The sequence below is a fragment of the Mesorhizobium sp. M8A.F.Ca.ET.161.01.1.1 genome (assembly GCF_004792105.1).
In the GTDB taxonomy this organism is placed as follows: Bacteria; Pseudomonadota; Alphaproteobacteria; order Rhizobiales; family Rhizobiaceae; genus Mesorhizobium.
The window spans coordinates 74601-89205 of sequence record NZ_SRTD01000008.1; the positions used below are offsets into that span (position 1 = coordinate 74601).

General features: G+C 63.0%; 13 protein-coding genes. 3 read left to right on the forward strand and 10 right to left on the reverse strand.

Features of this window, described 5'->3' with window-relative positions:
• Window positions 1–6: 6 nt before the first annotated feature.
• On the forward strand, window positions 7–942 hold the full coding sequence (locus EN804_RS20190) for a dimethyl sulfoxide reductase anchor subunit family protein (protein WP_135921028.1): 936 nt from the start codon (window positions 7–9) through the stop codon (window positions 940–942).
• A gap of 126 nt (window positions 943–1068) precedes the next feature.
• The gene (locus EN804_RS20195) at window positions 1069–1842 is read left to right on the forward strand and encodes a tetratricopeptide repeat protein (RefSeq protein ID WP_127280003.1); all 774 of its coding nucleotides are present in this window, start codon (window positions 1069–1071) and stop codon (window positions 1840–1842) included.
• 26 nt (window positions 1843–1868) lie between these two features.
• Here the strand turns inward: EN804_RS20195 and pdeM are convergent, their stop codons facing one another.
• The 5 genes from pdeM to EN804_RS20220 form a co-directional block, all read right to left on the reverse strand.
• Entirely contained in the window at window positions 1869–2585 is a 717-nt protein-coding gene (gene pdeM / locus EN804_RS20200) for a ligase-associated DNA damage response endonuclease PdeM (protein WP_135921030.1), read from the reverse strand.
• Window positions 2582–5116 (reverse strand): ligase-associated DNA damage response DEXH box helicase, encoded by a 2535-nt coding sequence (locus EN804_RS20205; RefSeq protein WP_135862080.1) that lies wholly within the window; start codon window positions 5114–5116, stop codon window positions 2582–2584. The genes pdeM and EN804_RS20205 overlap by 4 nt, the downstream gene beginning before the upstream one ends.
• A 69-nt stretch (window positions 5117–5185) precedes the next feature.
• The gene (locus EN804_RS20210; protein WP_135921032.1) at window positions 5186–6046 is read right to left on the reverse strand and encodes an NlpC/P60 family protein; all 861 of its coding nucleotides are present in this window, start codon (window positions 6044–6046) and stop codon (window positions 5186–5188) included.
• A 31-nt stretch (window positions 6047–6077) separates the two neighbouring features.
• Window positions 6078–6428 (reverse strand): MarR family winged helix-turn-helix transcriptional regulator, encoded by a 351-nt coding sequence (locus EN804_RS20215; protein WP_015319324.1) that lies wholly within the window; start codon window positions 6426–6428, stop codon window positions 6078–6080.
• 73 nt (window positions 6429–6501) lie between these two features.
• The gene (locus EN804_RS20220; protein ID WP_135921034.1) at window positions 6502–7866 is read right to left on the reverse strand and encodes a M17 family metallopeptidase; all 1365 of its coding nucleotides are present in this window, start codon (window positions 7864–7866) and stop codon (window positions 6502–6504) included.
• Window positions 7867–7998: 132 nt separating this feature from the next.
• On the opposite strand from EN804_RS20220, the gene EN804_RS20225 reads away from it, so the two are divergent.
• Entirely contained in the window at window positions 7999–8829 is an 831-nt protein-coding gene (locus tag EN804_RS20225; protein ID WP_135921186.1) for a tetratricopeptide repeat protein, read from the forward strand.
• An 86-nt stretch (window positions 8830–8915) separates the two neighbouring features.
• Here the strand turns inward: EN804_RS20225 and EN804_RS20230 are convergent, their stop codons facing one another.
• From EN804_RS20230 to EN804_RS20250, 5 genes are read right to left on the reverse strand one after another with little or no spacing between them, the layout of a single operon-like run.
• The gene (locus EN804_RS20230; protein WP_127870754.1) at window positions 8916–9941 is read right to left on the reverse strand and encodes a type II secretion system F family protein; all 1026 of its coding nucleotides are present in this window, start codon (window positions 9939–9941) and stop codon (window positions 8916–8918) included.
• 9 nt (window positions 9942–9950) lie between these two features.
• Window positions 9951–10964, reverse strand: coding sequence for a type II secretion system F family protein (locus EN804_RS20235; RefSeq protein ID WP_127278985.1), 1014 nt, complete (start codon window positions 10962–10964; stop codon window positions 9951–9953).
• 29 nt (window positions 10965–10993) lie between these two features.
• Window positions 10994–12505, reverse strand: coding sequence for a CpaF family protein (locus EN804_RS20240; protein ID WP_135882858.1), 1512 nt, complete (start codon window positions 12503–12505; stop codon window positions 10994–10996).
• Between the two features lie 23 nt (window positions 12506–12528).
• Window positions 12529–13818 (reverse strand): CpaE family protein, encoded by a 1290-nt coding sequence (locus EN804_RS20245; protein ID WP_135921035.1) that lies wholly within the window; start codon window positions 13816–13818, stop codon window positions 12529–12531.
• Window positions 13819–13865: 47 nt separating this feature from the next.
• Window positions 13866–14597: a CpaD family pilus assembly protein gene (locus EN804_RS20250; RefSeq protein WP_135882859.1), complete on the reverse strand. Its 732-nt coding sequence runs from the start codon at window positions 14595–14597 to the stop codon at window positions 13866–13868.
• Window positions 14598–14605: the final 8 nt, after the last annotated feature.

A 14605-nucleotide genomic window follows, 5' to 3' on the forward strand; every position in this document is an offset into this window, starting at 1 on the left:
CCATCCATGCATCCAGCTTTTTCGGTCGTTTTCTTCACCACCGCTACGGGTGCCGGCTATGGGTTGCTCGCAATGCTCGGCGTGCTCGGCCCGCTCGGCCTCATCGCGCCCGATTTCTGGCCGGGCTTCGTCGGCATTGGCCTGGCGCTCGGCCTGATCGCGGCCGGCCTGCTGTCATCGACCCGCCATCTCGGCAGACCTGAACGTGCCTGGCGGGCGTTCTCGCAATGGCGCAGTTCATGGCTGTCGCGCGAAGGCGTATCGTCGGTCATCACCTTCATCCCGGCGGGCCTCTTCGGCCTGGGCTGGGTCTTCCTTGGCCGCCTCGATGGCTGGGTGGCGGCCGCGGGCGTTCTGGCCACCTTCGGCGCCTTTGTCACGGTCTGCATGACCGGCATGATCTATGCATCGCTCAAGCCGATTGCCCAATGGCACAGCCCCTACACCTTGCCCGGCTATCTGATCTTCTCGGCGATGAGCGGCTGCGTGCTCGTGAATGCCCTGCTGCAAGGCTTTGCGGTCGGCTCGACTGTCCCGCTCGCCGCTTCCGTACTGCTCACCTTGCTCGGCTGGGGCTGGAAGCTGGCGACCTGGCGCCACAATGACCAGCTTGAAATCGCGACCAACGCGAACACCGCGACCGGGCTCTCCGGCGGCACGGTGCGATCCCTGGAATGGCCGCATACCGAGGAAAACTACCTGCTCAAGGAAATGGGCTTCCGCATCGCGCGCAAGCACAGCGCGAAGCTGCGCCGGATCACGCAGGCGCTGGCGTTCGCTCTACCCATCCTGCTGCTCACCGCCACCTTCGCCCTGCCCTGGCCCTTTGCGGCGGTCTCTTCAGGGCTCGCTGCAATCGTCCAGTTCACCGGCATGCTGGTCGAACGCTGGCTGTTCTTCGCCGAGGCGAAGCACACCGTCACGCTTTATTATGGACGATAGGACAGCTGAAAATGACTTCCGCCAGCTCTCTGAGCGACAGTAAAATTCGGCATTATTGTTGACAGCGGAGTCGATACTATCCTTTAAATCCAGAATGCTCCAGTTCTCTATTCGTAGTTCAAGGCGATGAATCTCGCTGCCTTCCGCTCTCCGACCTATCTCGCACTCGGCTTGTTCGCCGCATGTATGTTTATCCTTGCACCCTGCAATTTAATAGCAGGCGCGCTCGAAGCCGAAGCCGCCTTTAAAGCGAATAATTATTCAGAAGCGTACAAAGAATGGACGGCTCTCGCCCAAAAGGGTGATGCCATTGCCCAATTTAACGTCGGATTTCTGTATTCCAGAGGACTGGGTGTTCCACTGGATTATTCCAAAGCTGCCGAATGGTGGGGCAAGGCGGCGGATCAAGACATGGCAGTGGCCGAGTTGAACCTTGGACTTTTGTACTCCTGGGGCAAGGGCGTTCAGCAGGATGATTCCAAAGCGGCGGAGCTATGGCGCAAGGCGGCGATCCGAGGTTTGCCCGAAGCTCAGCAGTATCTTGGATACGCGTATTTTTCTGGGACGGGAGTGCCCAAAAGTGGTTCCGATGCGGTACTTTGGTTAACCAAAGCAGCTGAGCAAGGTAATGTTGACGCGCAAATTAATTTGGGCGTGGCTTACCTGACCGGCGAGATTGTAGATAAGAACCCCAAGCTAGCCTTCTATTGGTACGAAAAGGCTGCGCAACTGAATGACAGCAAGGCGCAATTCAACGTGGCATTGATGTATCTCAAAGGTGTTGGGGTTGAGCAGAATGATGACCTTGCCATCCAATGGTTAAAACGCTCGGCAGCGCAGGGATACCGCGGCGCGGAAGAAGCACTTGACCGCATTCATGCTGCGCTTAAGAAGACTTGAGCTTCACCAAGACCAGGCGGCGACCCTCAACCCGGCCGCAGCATCGAACCGGAGATGGCGAAGATGCGGTCAGTGCCAAGCATATAGGCCATCAGCGTTTCCAGCCGGAACAGGCCGGCATAGGCGCGGTCGAGCACGTTGAGCGAACCGGTATAGGCGCCGAAGGCCGGCATGATCATGCGGCCGCCGTCGCCGGCAAAGCAGCGCCTGCGCACCGAACGGCCTTGCTGCACGATGCGCGCGCAGGGATGCAGGTGGCCTGAAATCTCGCCCTCGACCCGCACCTTCGACGGCTCGTGCCGGAACAGCAGGGAACCTATGGCCAGTTCCCGCACGGTCTCGCCGGGCAGGTCCGCCGGCGCCTCCGGGTCGTGATTGCCGGCGACCCAGAACCAGTCACGGCCTGCCATCAGCGCTTCCAGCCGTTCGCGAAAGCTCGAATGCATGCGCTTGGCGCCGCCGCCGTCGTGGAAACTGTCACCCAGGCTGATGACGATCGACGGCTGGTAGTCCGATATCACCGCCTGCAACCGCAGCAGGGTCGCGCCGGTATCGTAGGGCGGGATCAGTGTGCCGCGCCTGGCCAGCGACGAGCCCTTCTCCAGATGCAGGTCCGATACTGTCAACAGCTTGAGCTCGGGAAAATAGAGCACGCCGCGCGGATCGCAGACCGCGCGCGCGCCCGCGATGCCGACAAGGTCGGCCTCGGCGATCAGCGATGCGCGCGCCAGCGAAAAGGTCATTCGTCAACCATCCCGGGCCCCATGGCCTCCTCGACCAGCGTCGCAGCATCCATCAGCAGCGTTTCATCGGCCTCGCCATTGACCGGCATCTTGCCGATCTCGAGCATGATCGGCACGGCAAGCGGCGATATCTGTTCGAGCGCCTTATGCATGATTCGACCCTGGATGCGCGAGAGCATGTCCGCAAGTCTGCTGACATCGAGCAGGCCGGTCGCCGCATCGGCACGCGTCGCCTGAAGCAGGATGTGGTCCGGCTCATGGCTGCGCAGCACATCGTAGATCAGGTCGGTCGACACCGTGACCTGGCGGCCGCTCTTCTCCTGGCCGGGGTGGCGTTTTTCGATCAGGCCCGAGATCAGCGCGCAGTTGCGGAAGGTGCGCTTGAGAAGCCAGCTGTCGGCCAGCCAGGCTTCGAGATCGTCGCCCAGCATGTCCTGGTCGAACAGCGCGCCGAGTGAAGGTTTCCTGGCTTTGAACATCGCACCCATGTCGCCCAGCGACCATATGGCCAAGGCATAGTCGGTGGCGACGAAGCCAAGCGGCCTGGCGCCCGCCCTGTCGAGGCGACGGGTGAGCAGCATGCCAAGCGTCTGGTGCGCCAGCCTGCCCTCGAAGGGATAGGCGACCAGATAATGGCGGTTGCCGCGCGGAAAAGTCTCGATCAGCAAATCGTCGCGCTTGGGGAGCATCGATTTGTCCGACTGAAACCGCAGCCAGTCGGCCACCTGCTCCGGCAGCTTCTTCCAACGCTGCGGATCGTCGAGCATGATGCGGACCTGTTCGGCAAGGTACGTCGACAGCGGAAACTTGCCGCCGCCATAATAGGGCACCTTAGCGTCGCTGCCGGGCGCATTCGAGACGAAGCATTCATTCTCGCGGATACCTTCGAAGCGCAGCACCTTGCCGGCAAACATGAAGGTGTCGCCATGCGTCAAGGTTTCGAGGAACGCCTCCTCGATCTTGCCGAGCACGCGGCCGCCGTGCGACGCCGCGCCTTTGCTGCCGGCCTTGACGTAGCGCACATTGAGCGCCGGCACCTCGATGATGGTGCCGACATTCAGCCTGTATTGCTGGGCGACGCGCGGATTGGATACGCGCCACATCCCATCCTTGTTCAGGCGGATGCGGGCGTAGCGCTCGTAATTCTTCAACGCGTAGCCGCCGGTGGCGACGAAATCGATGACACGGTCGAAGGTCGGACGATCGAGGCCGGCATAGGGTGCCGCCGTTCGCACCTCTTCATAGAGGTCATCGGCCCGGAACGGTGCGCCGCAGGCGCAGCCCAGCACATGCTGCGCCAGCACGTCGAGCCCGCCATTGACCAGCGGCGGCGTATCCTGCGCACCGAGATAATTGGCGTCGAGCGCGGCCCGGCATTCCAGCACCTCGAAACGGTTGGCGGGAATCAGGATCGCCTTCGACGGCTCGTCCATGCGGTGGTTGGCGCGGCCGATGCGCTGCGCCAGCCGGCTGGCCCCCTTTGGCGCGCCGACATGCACGACCAGGTCGACATCGCCCCAGTCGATGCCGAGATCGAGCGTCGAGGTGGCGACGATGGCGCGCAATGCGTTGTCGCCCATTGCCTTTTCGACACGCCGGCGCTGGGCGACGTCGAGCGAGCCATGATGCAGGGCGATCGGCAAGGTGTCCTCGTTGACCCGCCACAACTCCTGGAACAGCAGCTCCGCCTGGCTGCGCGTGTTGACGAACAGCAAGGTCGTCTTGTGGCGCTTGATCTCGCGGTAGATTTCCGGCGTGGCGTAGCGCGCCGAGTGCCCCGCCCACGGCACGCGCTCCTCGGAATCGAGGATCGAGATTTCGGGCTTCGCCCCACCCGTCACGGTGATCAATTCCGCCATGTCACCGGGTGGGTTCTGGCTGACCAGCCAGCGCCGCAATTCGTCCGGCTCGGCCACCGTCGCCGACAGCCCGATCGTCTGCAGGCCAGGGACGAAGCTGCGCAGCCGCGCCAGCCCAAGCGCCAGCAGATGGCCGCGCTTCGACGTCACCAGCGAATGCAATTCGTCGAGCACGACATAGCGCAAATCCTCGAAGAAGCGCCTCGCATCGCCTGCCGCGATCAGCAAGGCCAGTTGCTCTGGTGTGGTGAGCAGGATGTCGGGCGGCGCAAGCTTCTGGCGCTGGCGCTTGTGGGCGGGGGTGTCGCCGGTGCGCGTTTCGATGGTGACCGGCAGGCCGATCTCCTCGACCGGCTTGCCGAGATTGCGCTCGATGTCGACGGCCAGTGCCTTCAGCGGCGAGATGTACAGCGTGTGGATGCCGCGCCGCGCCTGGCCTGGTTTTCGCCTCGGCCTGACGGCCAGTTCGGTCAGCGACGGCAGGAAGCCGGCCAGCGTCTTGCCGGCGCCGGTCGGCGCGATCAACAGCACCGATTGCCCGGCCTGGGCTTTCGCCAGCAGTTCGATCTGATGCGCGCGCGGCGACCAGCCCTTCTCGCCGAACCATTTTACGAATGGCTCGGGCAAGACGACGGCGGCATTCTGGTCGGCGAGGCGCGGCAGCTCGGTCACCCGCCAGAGGTAGCGCGGCGGCGCGCAATCGCCAAGCAGAATCGGAACAAAAGGGGATCGAAAAAAGCCTTACGGCCGCCGAAACCCCGTCGGTCCGCCATAGAGATAGCCGATGCGGGCGACCGCTTCCTTCAGCCCTTCGCGCAATACCAGCATGGTGTGGCCGTTGGCGTGGATCATGGTTTGGGCGTCGGTCATGATGGCGACGTGACCTTTCCAGAACACCAGGTCACCACGTCGCAACCCCGAAAAATCGGCGCCCGGCTCGAGCGGCTCGCCGACCGAAGCGGCCTGCATGTCGGAATCGCGCAGCACCTCCCTGCCGGCCATGCGCATGGCCAGTTGCACCAGGCCGGAGCAATCGATGCCGAAGCCGGAAACACCGCCCCACAGATAGGGCGTGCCGAGAAACGTCTCGGCCACGGACACATAGTCGCCGGCCACTTCGCCGATCGGCCGCAGATGGCCAGCGATCATGGCTTCACCCGACGGCAGCAGGGCATAGTGCGTGCCGCGTGTGTCGGCGGCACCCGTCACCGTTACGGTCGATCCCATCGACAGTTGCCCGGCGATCGGAAAGCGCAGATCCGGACCGGGATAAAGGAACGTACGCGGCACCGAGACGATATGGGTGGACGCATGGTCCCGCCCGCCCAGCATGCTGTCGGCGACATAGCCGACATAGCCGTCTCGCTCGGCCTGGATCCAGGCCCAGCCTTCTCTATCCTCGAAAACCAGGACATCGTCGCCGAACAGAGCTTGCGTGTTGACACCCGACTCCAACTTGGGCGCCTTGCGGATATCGGCCACCGGCACCGAAATCCGCGCTGGCCGACCCGTGACAAAACGGTCGGCAGCGACTTCTCCTTTCAACCTGGCATCGGCGAGATCGGAGCGGAAAGCATGAAGGCGTGCGTCGTGAGCGGTCAAAATCGGTAACCCTGTTGAATGGGCAATACAGTCAGATCGGCAGTTCGTGGGCCTTGGCAATGATACCATCGCCGAAGCGCTCGACAAAGAGCGCGCCTTCAACGGTGCGCTTGATCAGGACATTGCGCTTGTCGAGCTCGTCGCGATGGCGCGACACCAGTTTCAGCGCGCCCATCGTATCGAGCGCGCGTGTGATGACCGGCTTGGTGACGTTGAGGCGGGCGGCAAGACCGCGCACCGTATGCGGCGGCGGATCGAGATAGATGGTGAACAGGATCGCCGTCTGACGCATGGTGAGATCGGGCGCATCCTCGCGCACCTGTGACAGCATCACTTGCTGCCACAGTCGCAAGGCCTGGCTCGGGCGCATCGCAATCGACATCGCGCCATCATGACGGCAAATTGTTTCGGTTCCGTTTTCAGTTTCAGCAATTTGCCGGCTCTGGTTGCGGCCATCAGCCATAACGCGTCGAGATGATCCGCTCCAGCGCCCGGATGCCTTGCGCCTCGCCACCGGCGGGGCCATAGGGGCGATCGGCGGGGTTCCAGGCAAAGATATCGAAATGCGCCCAGCTCGCGGTCTTCTCGACGAAGCGCTTGAGGAACAGCGCCGCGGTGATGGAACCGGCGAAACCGTCCGTGGTGACGTTGTTGATGTCGGCGATCTTCGACGACAGTTTCGCATCGTAGGGCCGCCATAGCGGCATGCGCCACAGCGGATCCTCGACCGCCAGCGATGCCGCCGCCAGCTCCGAGGCAAGCGCCTCGTCATCGGTGTAGAAGGGCGGCAGGTCGGGACCAAGCGCGACGCGGGCGGCTCCGGTCAGCGTCGCCATGTCGATCAGAAGCTGCGGTTCCTCCTCATCGGCGAGAGCCAAGGCATCGCCCAGCACCAGCCTCCCCTCCGCGTCCGTGTTGCCGATCTCGACTGATATGCCCTTGCGGCTCGCAAGCACGTCTCCCGGGCGGAAGGCGTTGCCGGCGATCGAATTCTCGACCGCGGGGATCAGCACCCGAAGCCGCACGTTCAGTCCGGCGGCCATGATCATCGAGGCCAGTCCCAGCACATTCGCGGCGCCGCCCATGTCCTTCTTCATCAACAGCATGCCCGAGGACGGCTTGATGTCGAGGCCGCCAGTGTCGAAGCAGACACCCTTGCCGACCAGGGTCACCTTCGGCGCCCCTTGCTGCCCCCATGTCATGTCGATCAAGCGCGGCGCGCCGGACGAGGCGCGGCCGACGGCGTGGATCATCGGGAAGTTCTGTGTGAGCAGGTCGTCACCCTTGATGACGGAGACTTCGGCCTTGTGGGTCCCAGCCAAGGCCCGCACTGCCCTCTCCAGATCATCCGGCCCCATATCGTTGGTCGGTGTGTTGACCAGATCGCGCGTCAGGAAAACGCCATCGGCGATGCGGCGAACGCGCTGCGCATCGACGCCGGCCGGCAGCTCGAAGCGCAGCTGCTTGCCTGGCTTCTTGCCGTAGCGGGTAAAGACATAGCCGCCGAGCGCCAACGCGATTGCCGCCAGTTCCGGCTCGGCCGGCGCCGAGGCGAAGTGCCAGTCGCCTTCCGGCAGGGTTTTCGCCAGCGCGCCCAGGCCGAGCGCGCCCTCGCCGTCGCCAAGACCGAACATGGCGCCGCCGAGCGCTCCGTTCTCGCCGGGCACGGCCAGCGTCCTGCCGGCCTCGCCGGAAAAGCCGTTTGCCCTGGCCCAAGCGACAATAGACGGCGACAGACCGGCCGCCTCCAGGCCGTCCCTGCCGACCAGATGGACCGGCAGTGGGTTCTTCAGCTTGTTCTCGACCAGTTCCACAGCCATCAGATGTTTCTCCTGCCGAGCTCGCCCCGAGTCGGCGCTTCTTAACCCTCCGTTAGGGTTAACAGAATATTTCTGCTGGAGGGAAGATGGCCACGCAATGGCCACGCGCATGAATGGAGGCCCAGGGTGCCGATGCCGACCAACCGCACGACAGACATCCGGGGAAAACGGCTCATCACCACGGCATTCATGCTGGCGCTCGCGGCAGGTGTCGCGGGATGCGCGACCGACAAGCTCACCACCGGCTCGATCGGACGCACCAGCGGCAAGCCACTGGAGACGATGTCGGCGGGAGAACTGCACAATGCCACCGCCGCTCTCGGCCAATCCTACGCCAGGAACCCCAACGACAAGCGCATCGCGACCAACTTCGCGGCGGCGCTGCAGATGGATGGCGATGCCGACCAGTCGCTTGCGGTGATGCGCAAGCTGGCGATCGCCTATCCGAAGGACCGCGACGTACTCGCCGCCTATGGCAAGGCGCTGGCCGCCAACGGCCAGTTCGAGGCGGCGCTCGACGCGGTGCGCCGCGCGCAGACGCCGGAATATCCCGACTGGAGGTTGGTCTCCGCCGAAGCGGCCATACTTGACCAGCTCAACCAGAAGGATGATGCGCGCCAGCTTTACCGCAAGGCGCTCGAACTCAAGCCCAACGAGCCTTCGGTCCTTTCCAATCTCGGCATGTCCTATGTGCTGGAAGGGGATCTACGCACCGCCGAGACCTATATGCGGTCGGCCGCCCAGCAACCGAACGCCGACAGCCGGGTACGCCAGAACCTGGCACTCGTTGTCGGCCTGCAGGGCCGTTTCGACGAAGCCGAGAAGATCGCCTCGCAGGAACTTTCGCCCGAACAGGCACAGGCCAATGTTGCCTATCTCAGGCAGATGCTGGCCCAGCAGAACGCCTGGAGCCAGCTCAAGGATCAGGACAAGGCGAAACTGCCGAAAACCGCCACCAACTGATCGCCGCGAGCTTACCGAAAATCGTAGAAAAGCCGCGCTCCCCTGCAGCGCGGCTTTTTGTTTGCGCAGACGAGTTCTGCGTTGGTCTACTGGCTGGTCGACGCGGCCCCGCCGGAATGATCGCCGAAGATACCGCGCTGGCTGACCTGGATGCCCGCCGGTCCCAGGATGATGGCGAACAGCACCGGCAGGAAGAACAAGATCATCGGCACGGTGAGCTTGGGCGGCAGGGCGGCGGCCTTTTTCTCGGCGGCGTTCATGCGCATGTCGCGGCTTTCGCTGGCAAGCACGCGCAGCGCGTGCGCCACCGGCGTGCCATAGCGCTCGGCCTGGACAAGCGCCTGCGACACCGACTTGACCGATTCCAGTCCCGTGCGGCCGGCCAGGTTTTCATAAGCCTGCTTGCGTTCCTGCAGATAGGAGAGCTCGGCGTTGGTCAGGATGAATTCTTCCGCCAGGGCCACCGACTGCGCGCCGATCTCGTCGGCGACCTTGCGCAGCGCGGCTTCCACCGACATGCCGGACTCCACGCAGATCAGCATCAGGTCGAGCGCATCCGGCCACGCCATCTGGATCGACTGCTTGCGCTTGGTCGCGCGGTTGTTGACGTAGAGGACCGGAGCATAGAAGCCGCCATAGGCAACCAGGACGCAGACGAACAGCCGGATCACCAATGGCTTGTCGGGCAATCCGCCGAGAACGAAGATATAGAACAGACCGAGCGCGAAGCCGACAAAAGGAAGCACCAGGCGGAAGAACAGAAAACGCGTTAGCGGATTCTGCCCGCGAAAGCCGGCAACCTTGAGCTTTTGCAAGGTGGCCTCGTCGGCCAACGCACGCCGCAGATCGAGTCGGTCAACAATGTTGCGCATGCCGACCGACTGTTGCTCGCGCAGACCCTTGCGGCGGCGATCGGCCTCGTTCGCGAGCCGCGCGCGCTGCTTGGCGCGAAGCTCATCACGCTCCAGCGCGACCGATTTCATGCGCGCCTTGAGCTGGTTTCCGCCGATCGCCGGCAGCAGCGTAAAGACGGTTGCGAACACGGCGATGGCGACCAGCAGCGCAATCAGGAAGCTGGGATCCGTCAGTGATTTGATGACTTGTTCGGTCATGCCCCGGCCCTAGACTTCGAAGTTCATCATCTTGCGCATCACGAAGATGCCGATCGACATCCAGACGGCGGCGAAACCGAGTATCAGATGACCGACGCTGGTCGTGAACAGCGGCATCAAATAGTTGGGACTGGAGAGATAGACGAGAAAGGCGACGATGAAAGGCAAGGCGCCGATGATGGCGGCGGATGCTTTCGCTTCCATCGACAGTGCCGCGACCTTGGCCTTCATCTTCTTGCGGTCGCGCAACACGCGCGAAAGGTTGCCCAGCGCCTCGGAGAGATTTCCGCCGGCCTGCGACTGGATCTGGATGACGATGCCGAAGAAACTCGCCTCGGTGCATGGCATGGTTTCGGGCATGCGCAAGGTCGCGTCGGGGATCGACAGGCCCATCTGCTGCGAATCGACTATTCGGCGAAACTCCGTCTTCACGGGCTCAGGGGATTCATTGGCGATCAGGCGCACGGCGTCGTTCAGCGGCAGGCCGGACTTGACCGCCCGCACGATGATATCGAGCGCGTTTGGAAATTCGTTGAGGAACGCCTTGACGCGGCGGGTACGACGAAAAGAAACGAACCAACGCGGCAAGCCGAGCGCTCCGGCGAGCAATATACCGGGCAAGACGATCATCGGCGCACCGACCATGAACGCGACGATTGTCAGCGCGAGGCCGCATATGGCCGAATAGATATAGAAACGCTCGATCGGCACCTTCATCCCAGCCTGGCGAAGCTGGGCTTTCAGCGGCGGCTTCTTGACGGCGGTGTCCTTGGTCTTCTGCTTCTCGTCGAGCTCCTTCAGGGAATCCTGCACCGATTTACGGCGCTTGGCCGCGTCCGCCGCGCGGTCGCGCGTCGCCTTGACGACAGAGCGGTCCGTTTCGGCGGCCTTGATCGTTTCAAGCCGCTTTCCGGCCTGTTTCTCATTGCTGATCTGGTTGAACAGAAATGCATAGGCGACCGCGCCGGCGCTGAAGCCGGCGAGCACGACAAACGCCAATACGGTGCCGTCAATTCCAAACATCGACCTGAACCTTCACGCCCGCGGATGCGTCAGTCAGCACGTTTCTCCATGGCTTCGAGCGCCGTGGCGAGACGCTGCTCCTCGCCATAGTATCGAGCCCGCTCCCAGAAATGGGGGCGGCCGATGCCGGTCGAGACGTGTTCACCCAGCAACCTGCCGTTGGCGTCCTCGCCCTTGATGTTGTAGAGGACGATATCCTGCGTGATGATGACGTCGCCCTCCATCCCGATCACTTCGGTGATATGGGTGATGCGGCGCGATCCATCGCGCAGGCGAGCCGCCTGGATGATCACGTCGATGGAGCCGACGACGATTTCGCGCACGGTTTTCTGCGGCAGCGAATAGCCGCCCATGGCGATCATGGATTCGATGCGGTTCAGGCATTCGCGCGGGCTGTTGGAGTGGATCGTCCCCATCGAGCCGTCATGGCCGGTGTTCATCGCCTGCAGAAGGTCGAAGACCTCGGGTCCGCGCACTTCGCCGACGATGATGCGTTCGGGCCGCATGCGCAGGCAGTTCTTGACCAGGTCGCGCATCGTCACCTCGCCCTCGCCCTCGAGGTTGGGGGGACGCGTTTCCAGGCGCACGACATGCGGCTGCTGCAGTTGCAGTTCGGCCGAGTCCTCGCAGGTGATGACGCGCTCATCACGGTCGATGTAGTTGGTCAGGCAGTTGAGCAATGTCGTCTTGCCGGAGCCGGTGCCGCCCGAAATGACGATGTTGCAGCGGACGCGGCCGATGATCTTGAGAACTTCGGCTCCCTGCGGAGAGATGGCGCCGAACTTGACCAGCTGGTCGAGCGTCAGCTTGTCTTTCTTGAATTTGCGGATGGTGAGCGCGGTGCCGTCGATGGCCAGCGGCGGTGCAATGACGTTGACGCGCGATCCGTCGGGAAGACGGGCGTCGCAGATCGGGCTGGATTCGTCGACGCGGCGGCCGACCTGGCTGACGATGCGCTGGCAGATGTTGAGCAGCTGCTGGTTGTCGCGGAAGCGGATGCCGGTCTGTTCGACCTTGCCGTTGACTTCGATGTAGACGTTCTTGGACCCGTTGACCATGATGTCGGCGATGTCGTCGCGCGCGAGCAGCGGCTCAAGCGGCCCATAGCCAAGCACGTCGTTGCAGATGTCCTCGAGCAGTTCTTCCTGCTCGGCGATCGACATCGCGAAGTTCTTGATCGCGATGATATCGTTGACGATGTCGCGGATTTCCTCGCGAGCGCTTTCGGGATCGAGCTTGGCGAGTTGCGACAGGTCGATCGTATCGATCAGGGCCGAGAAAACCTGGCTCTTGGTATCGTAATAGGTTTCGCTCTTTTCGCGGCCTCTCCTCGGTTCCGGCGCCATCGGTGGCGCCTCGACCGCGCGCCTGGCGGGTGGCGCGACAGGCGCGCTCGGCTGCGGCGTGGCCGCGGGCCGGGCAAGAACCGCTGTGTCCGCCGAAACCGCGGCCGCCGGCGCGACCGGTGCCGGTGCCGGTGCCGGCTGGCGAAATTCCGGCTTGAACCGGTTGCCGTCGTCGTTGCCTCTTTTACCGAACATGACCGACTACCGACCCCATTGCGTCACTTCTTGTTGCGCGAGAGCTTGCCGAGCAGACTGCCCAGGCCAACCTTCTTTTTCGCCCTGATTTCGCTGCGGCCGGTCAGCACATGGGCAATCTCGTTGATCGTGGCCACAACCGGGTTCTTGGCATCCATCTCGCCCAGCATGCGCCCGTTGTTCGCGGCATTGCCGAACAGCAAGGGATCAAAGCCGATGACCGACATCGGCGTCAGGCCGAGCGGCTCGGCGAAATCGGATGGCGAGATCTCCGGCCGCTTGGGTATGCCGGCCTGGTTGATGATCAATTTCGGCGGCGGGTCGTTCGGGCGAAGCCGCTTGAGCATGTCGACCAGGTTCTTTGTGTTGCGCAGATTGGCCAGTTCCGGCGTCGCCGTGATGACGATCTCGTCGGCCTTGACCAGCGTGTTCTTGGCCCATCCCGTCCAGACATGGGGAACGTCGAGAACAAGGAGCGGCACGCTGCGCTGCGCGGTATCGACAAGTTGCGCGAAGGCGTCGGGATCGAAGTCGTAGACGCGTTCCAGCGTCGAGGGCGCCGCGAGCAGCGACAGATGCTCGGCGCATTGGGTCAGCAGCCGGTCGAGATAGACTTCGTCGATGCGCTCGGGCGAGAACACAGCCTCGGCGATGCCTTGGGCCGGATCCTGATCGAAATTGATGTTGGCGGTGCCGAAGGCGAGATCGAGGTCGGCCACAACGACCTCGGATTTGAACAGGGAGGACATTGCCCAGGCAACATTGTGGGCGATCGTGGAAGAGCCGACGCCACCCTTGGCGCCGACGAAGGCGACCGAGCGACCGAGCGGTTCAGCTTCCGGATCGACGAAGATCGACGAGACGACGCTGACGACGTCGGCCATCGACACCGGCGCGATGACATATTCGGAGATGCCGGAGCGGATGAGTTCGCGATAGAGACCAACATCGTTGTAGTGGCCGATCACCACCACTTTCGAGGATGGATCGCAATATTCCGAAAGCTGGGCGAGCTGCTCCAGCAATTGCTTGGGTTCGCTGCGCGATTCCAGCAGGATCAGGTTCGGTGTCGGCGCCGACTGGTAGAACTCGATTGCCGTGGGGACCCCGCCCATATGGACCTTGAGATGCGCCTTGGTCATGCGGCGGTCCTCGCCGGCGCGCTGGACCGGATTGGCAACGCCCTCCGTCTCGCAGAATGCCTGGATCGAAATGCGCGGAACCGGCCGCAACGCCTGCATCGCGGCGACGTCCTGCAGCGAGGTATCACCGCCCTCCACGGTGGCGTCATAGGCAAGGTTGCTCATGGTCATGCTCTTTCCGTGGCCTGTTCCTGACGTCGCTTCTTTCCGAGGGCGGCTTAGTAAGTCACTTCCGAGTTGCCGAGGAATTCATCCGAAATGCCCCTGTCTTGGTAGACACCGATGGCTTTGCTGCGATTGGCCGCATCAATAGTGGTGGACTTGCGCGGCCCGAGAAGATCTCCCGGATTGGCCACCTGGGCGGCAAGATTGTTCTGATAGGAGCAGCCGAAATCGGCGTAGTGCTTGTTCTCCGACGTCTCCACCAGGTCAGCGGGCCAACGACCGCATTTGTCGGTCTGTGCCCTCACCGCGATGTAGGAGACGCGAACCGGGGCTGATGCCTCGCTCGATCCCGCTTGATAGGAGACCACGACGATGCGGTCGCGCTTGATCCCGGCAGCGACCGCGAGCCGAGCGAAATCATGGCCGGCCGCCGTTGCGGCGACTTCGTTGGCCGATCCGCTTGGAATCTGGATCGTCAATGTCGGAGCGGCACTCTTGTCATAGCCGTCGAGGAAACCCAGGAGCGTGTCGCGCTGCGAGCCGGTCATGCCGCGGTCACCGGCGCCGACAGGAAGATCGATCTTCTGGTTTTTCTCGGCGATGACGATCGGATGATTGGTGCGATAGTCGTCGGGGATGGCGCCGACGGTAACGCTGTCGCGCTGGGCACAACCGGCCAGCAGAGCCGACACCGCCACCGCCATGATCGGAAGCGCTCGCAGGCCTATCCGAGAACGGCCGGAGCGCATCGCCATGGTCCTTGCCTTAAGTGCTGACTGAGACATGTCCGCTT

What these genes read in the sequence shown, in the direction of transcription:
- EN804_RS20190 (WP_135921028.1), top strand. Translation starts at nt 7, where the DNA reads ATGCATCCAGCTTTTTCGGTCGTTTTCTTCACCACCGCTACGGGTGCC.
- EN804_RS20195 (WP_127280003.1), top strand. Translation starts at nt 1,069, where the DNA reads ATGAATCTCGCTGCCTTCCGCTCTCCGACCTATCTCGCACTCGGCTTG.
- pdeM (WP_135921030.1), bottom strand. Translation starts at nt 2,585, where the DNA reads ATGACCTTTTCGCTGGCGCGCGCATCGCTGATCGCCGAGGCCGACCTT.
- EN804_RS20215 (WP_015319324.1), bottom strand. Translation starts at nt 6,428, where the DNA reads ATGTCGATTGCGATGCGCCCGAGCCAGGCCTTGCGACTGTGGCAGCAA.
- EN804_RS20220 (WP_135921034.1), bottom strand. Translation starts at nt 7,866, where the DNA reads ATGGCTGTGGAACTGGTCGAGAACAAGCTGAAGAACCCACTGCCGGTC.
- EN804_RS20225 (WP_135921186.1), top strand. Translation starts at nt 7,999, where the DNA reads ATGCCGACCAACCGCACGACAGACATCCGGGGAAAACGGCTCATCACC.
- EN804_RS20230 (WP_127870754.1), bottom strand. Translation starts at nt 9,941, where the DNA reads ATGACCGAACAAGTCATCAAATCACTGACGGATCCCAGCTTCCTGATT.
- EN804_RS20235 (WP_127278985.1), bottom strand. Translation starts at nt 10,964, where the DNA reads ATGTTTGGAATTGACGGCACCGTATTGGCGTTTGTCGTGCTCGCCGGC.
- EN804_RS20240 (WP_135882858.1), bottom strand. Translation starts at nt 12,505, where the DNA reads ATGTTCGGTAAAAGAGGCAACGACGACGGCAACCGGTTCAAGCCGGAA.
- EN804_RS20245 (WP_135921035.1), bottom strand. Translation starts at nt 13,818, where the DNA reads ATGACCATGAGCAACCTTGCCTATGACGCCACCGTGGAGGGCGGTGAT.
- EN804_RS20250 (WP_135882859.1), bottom strand. Translation starts at nt 14,597, where the DNA reads ATGTCTCAGTCAGCACTTAAGGCAAGGACCATGGCGATGCGCTCCGGC.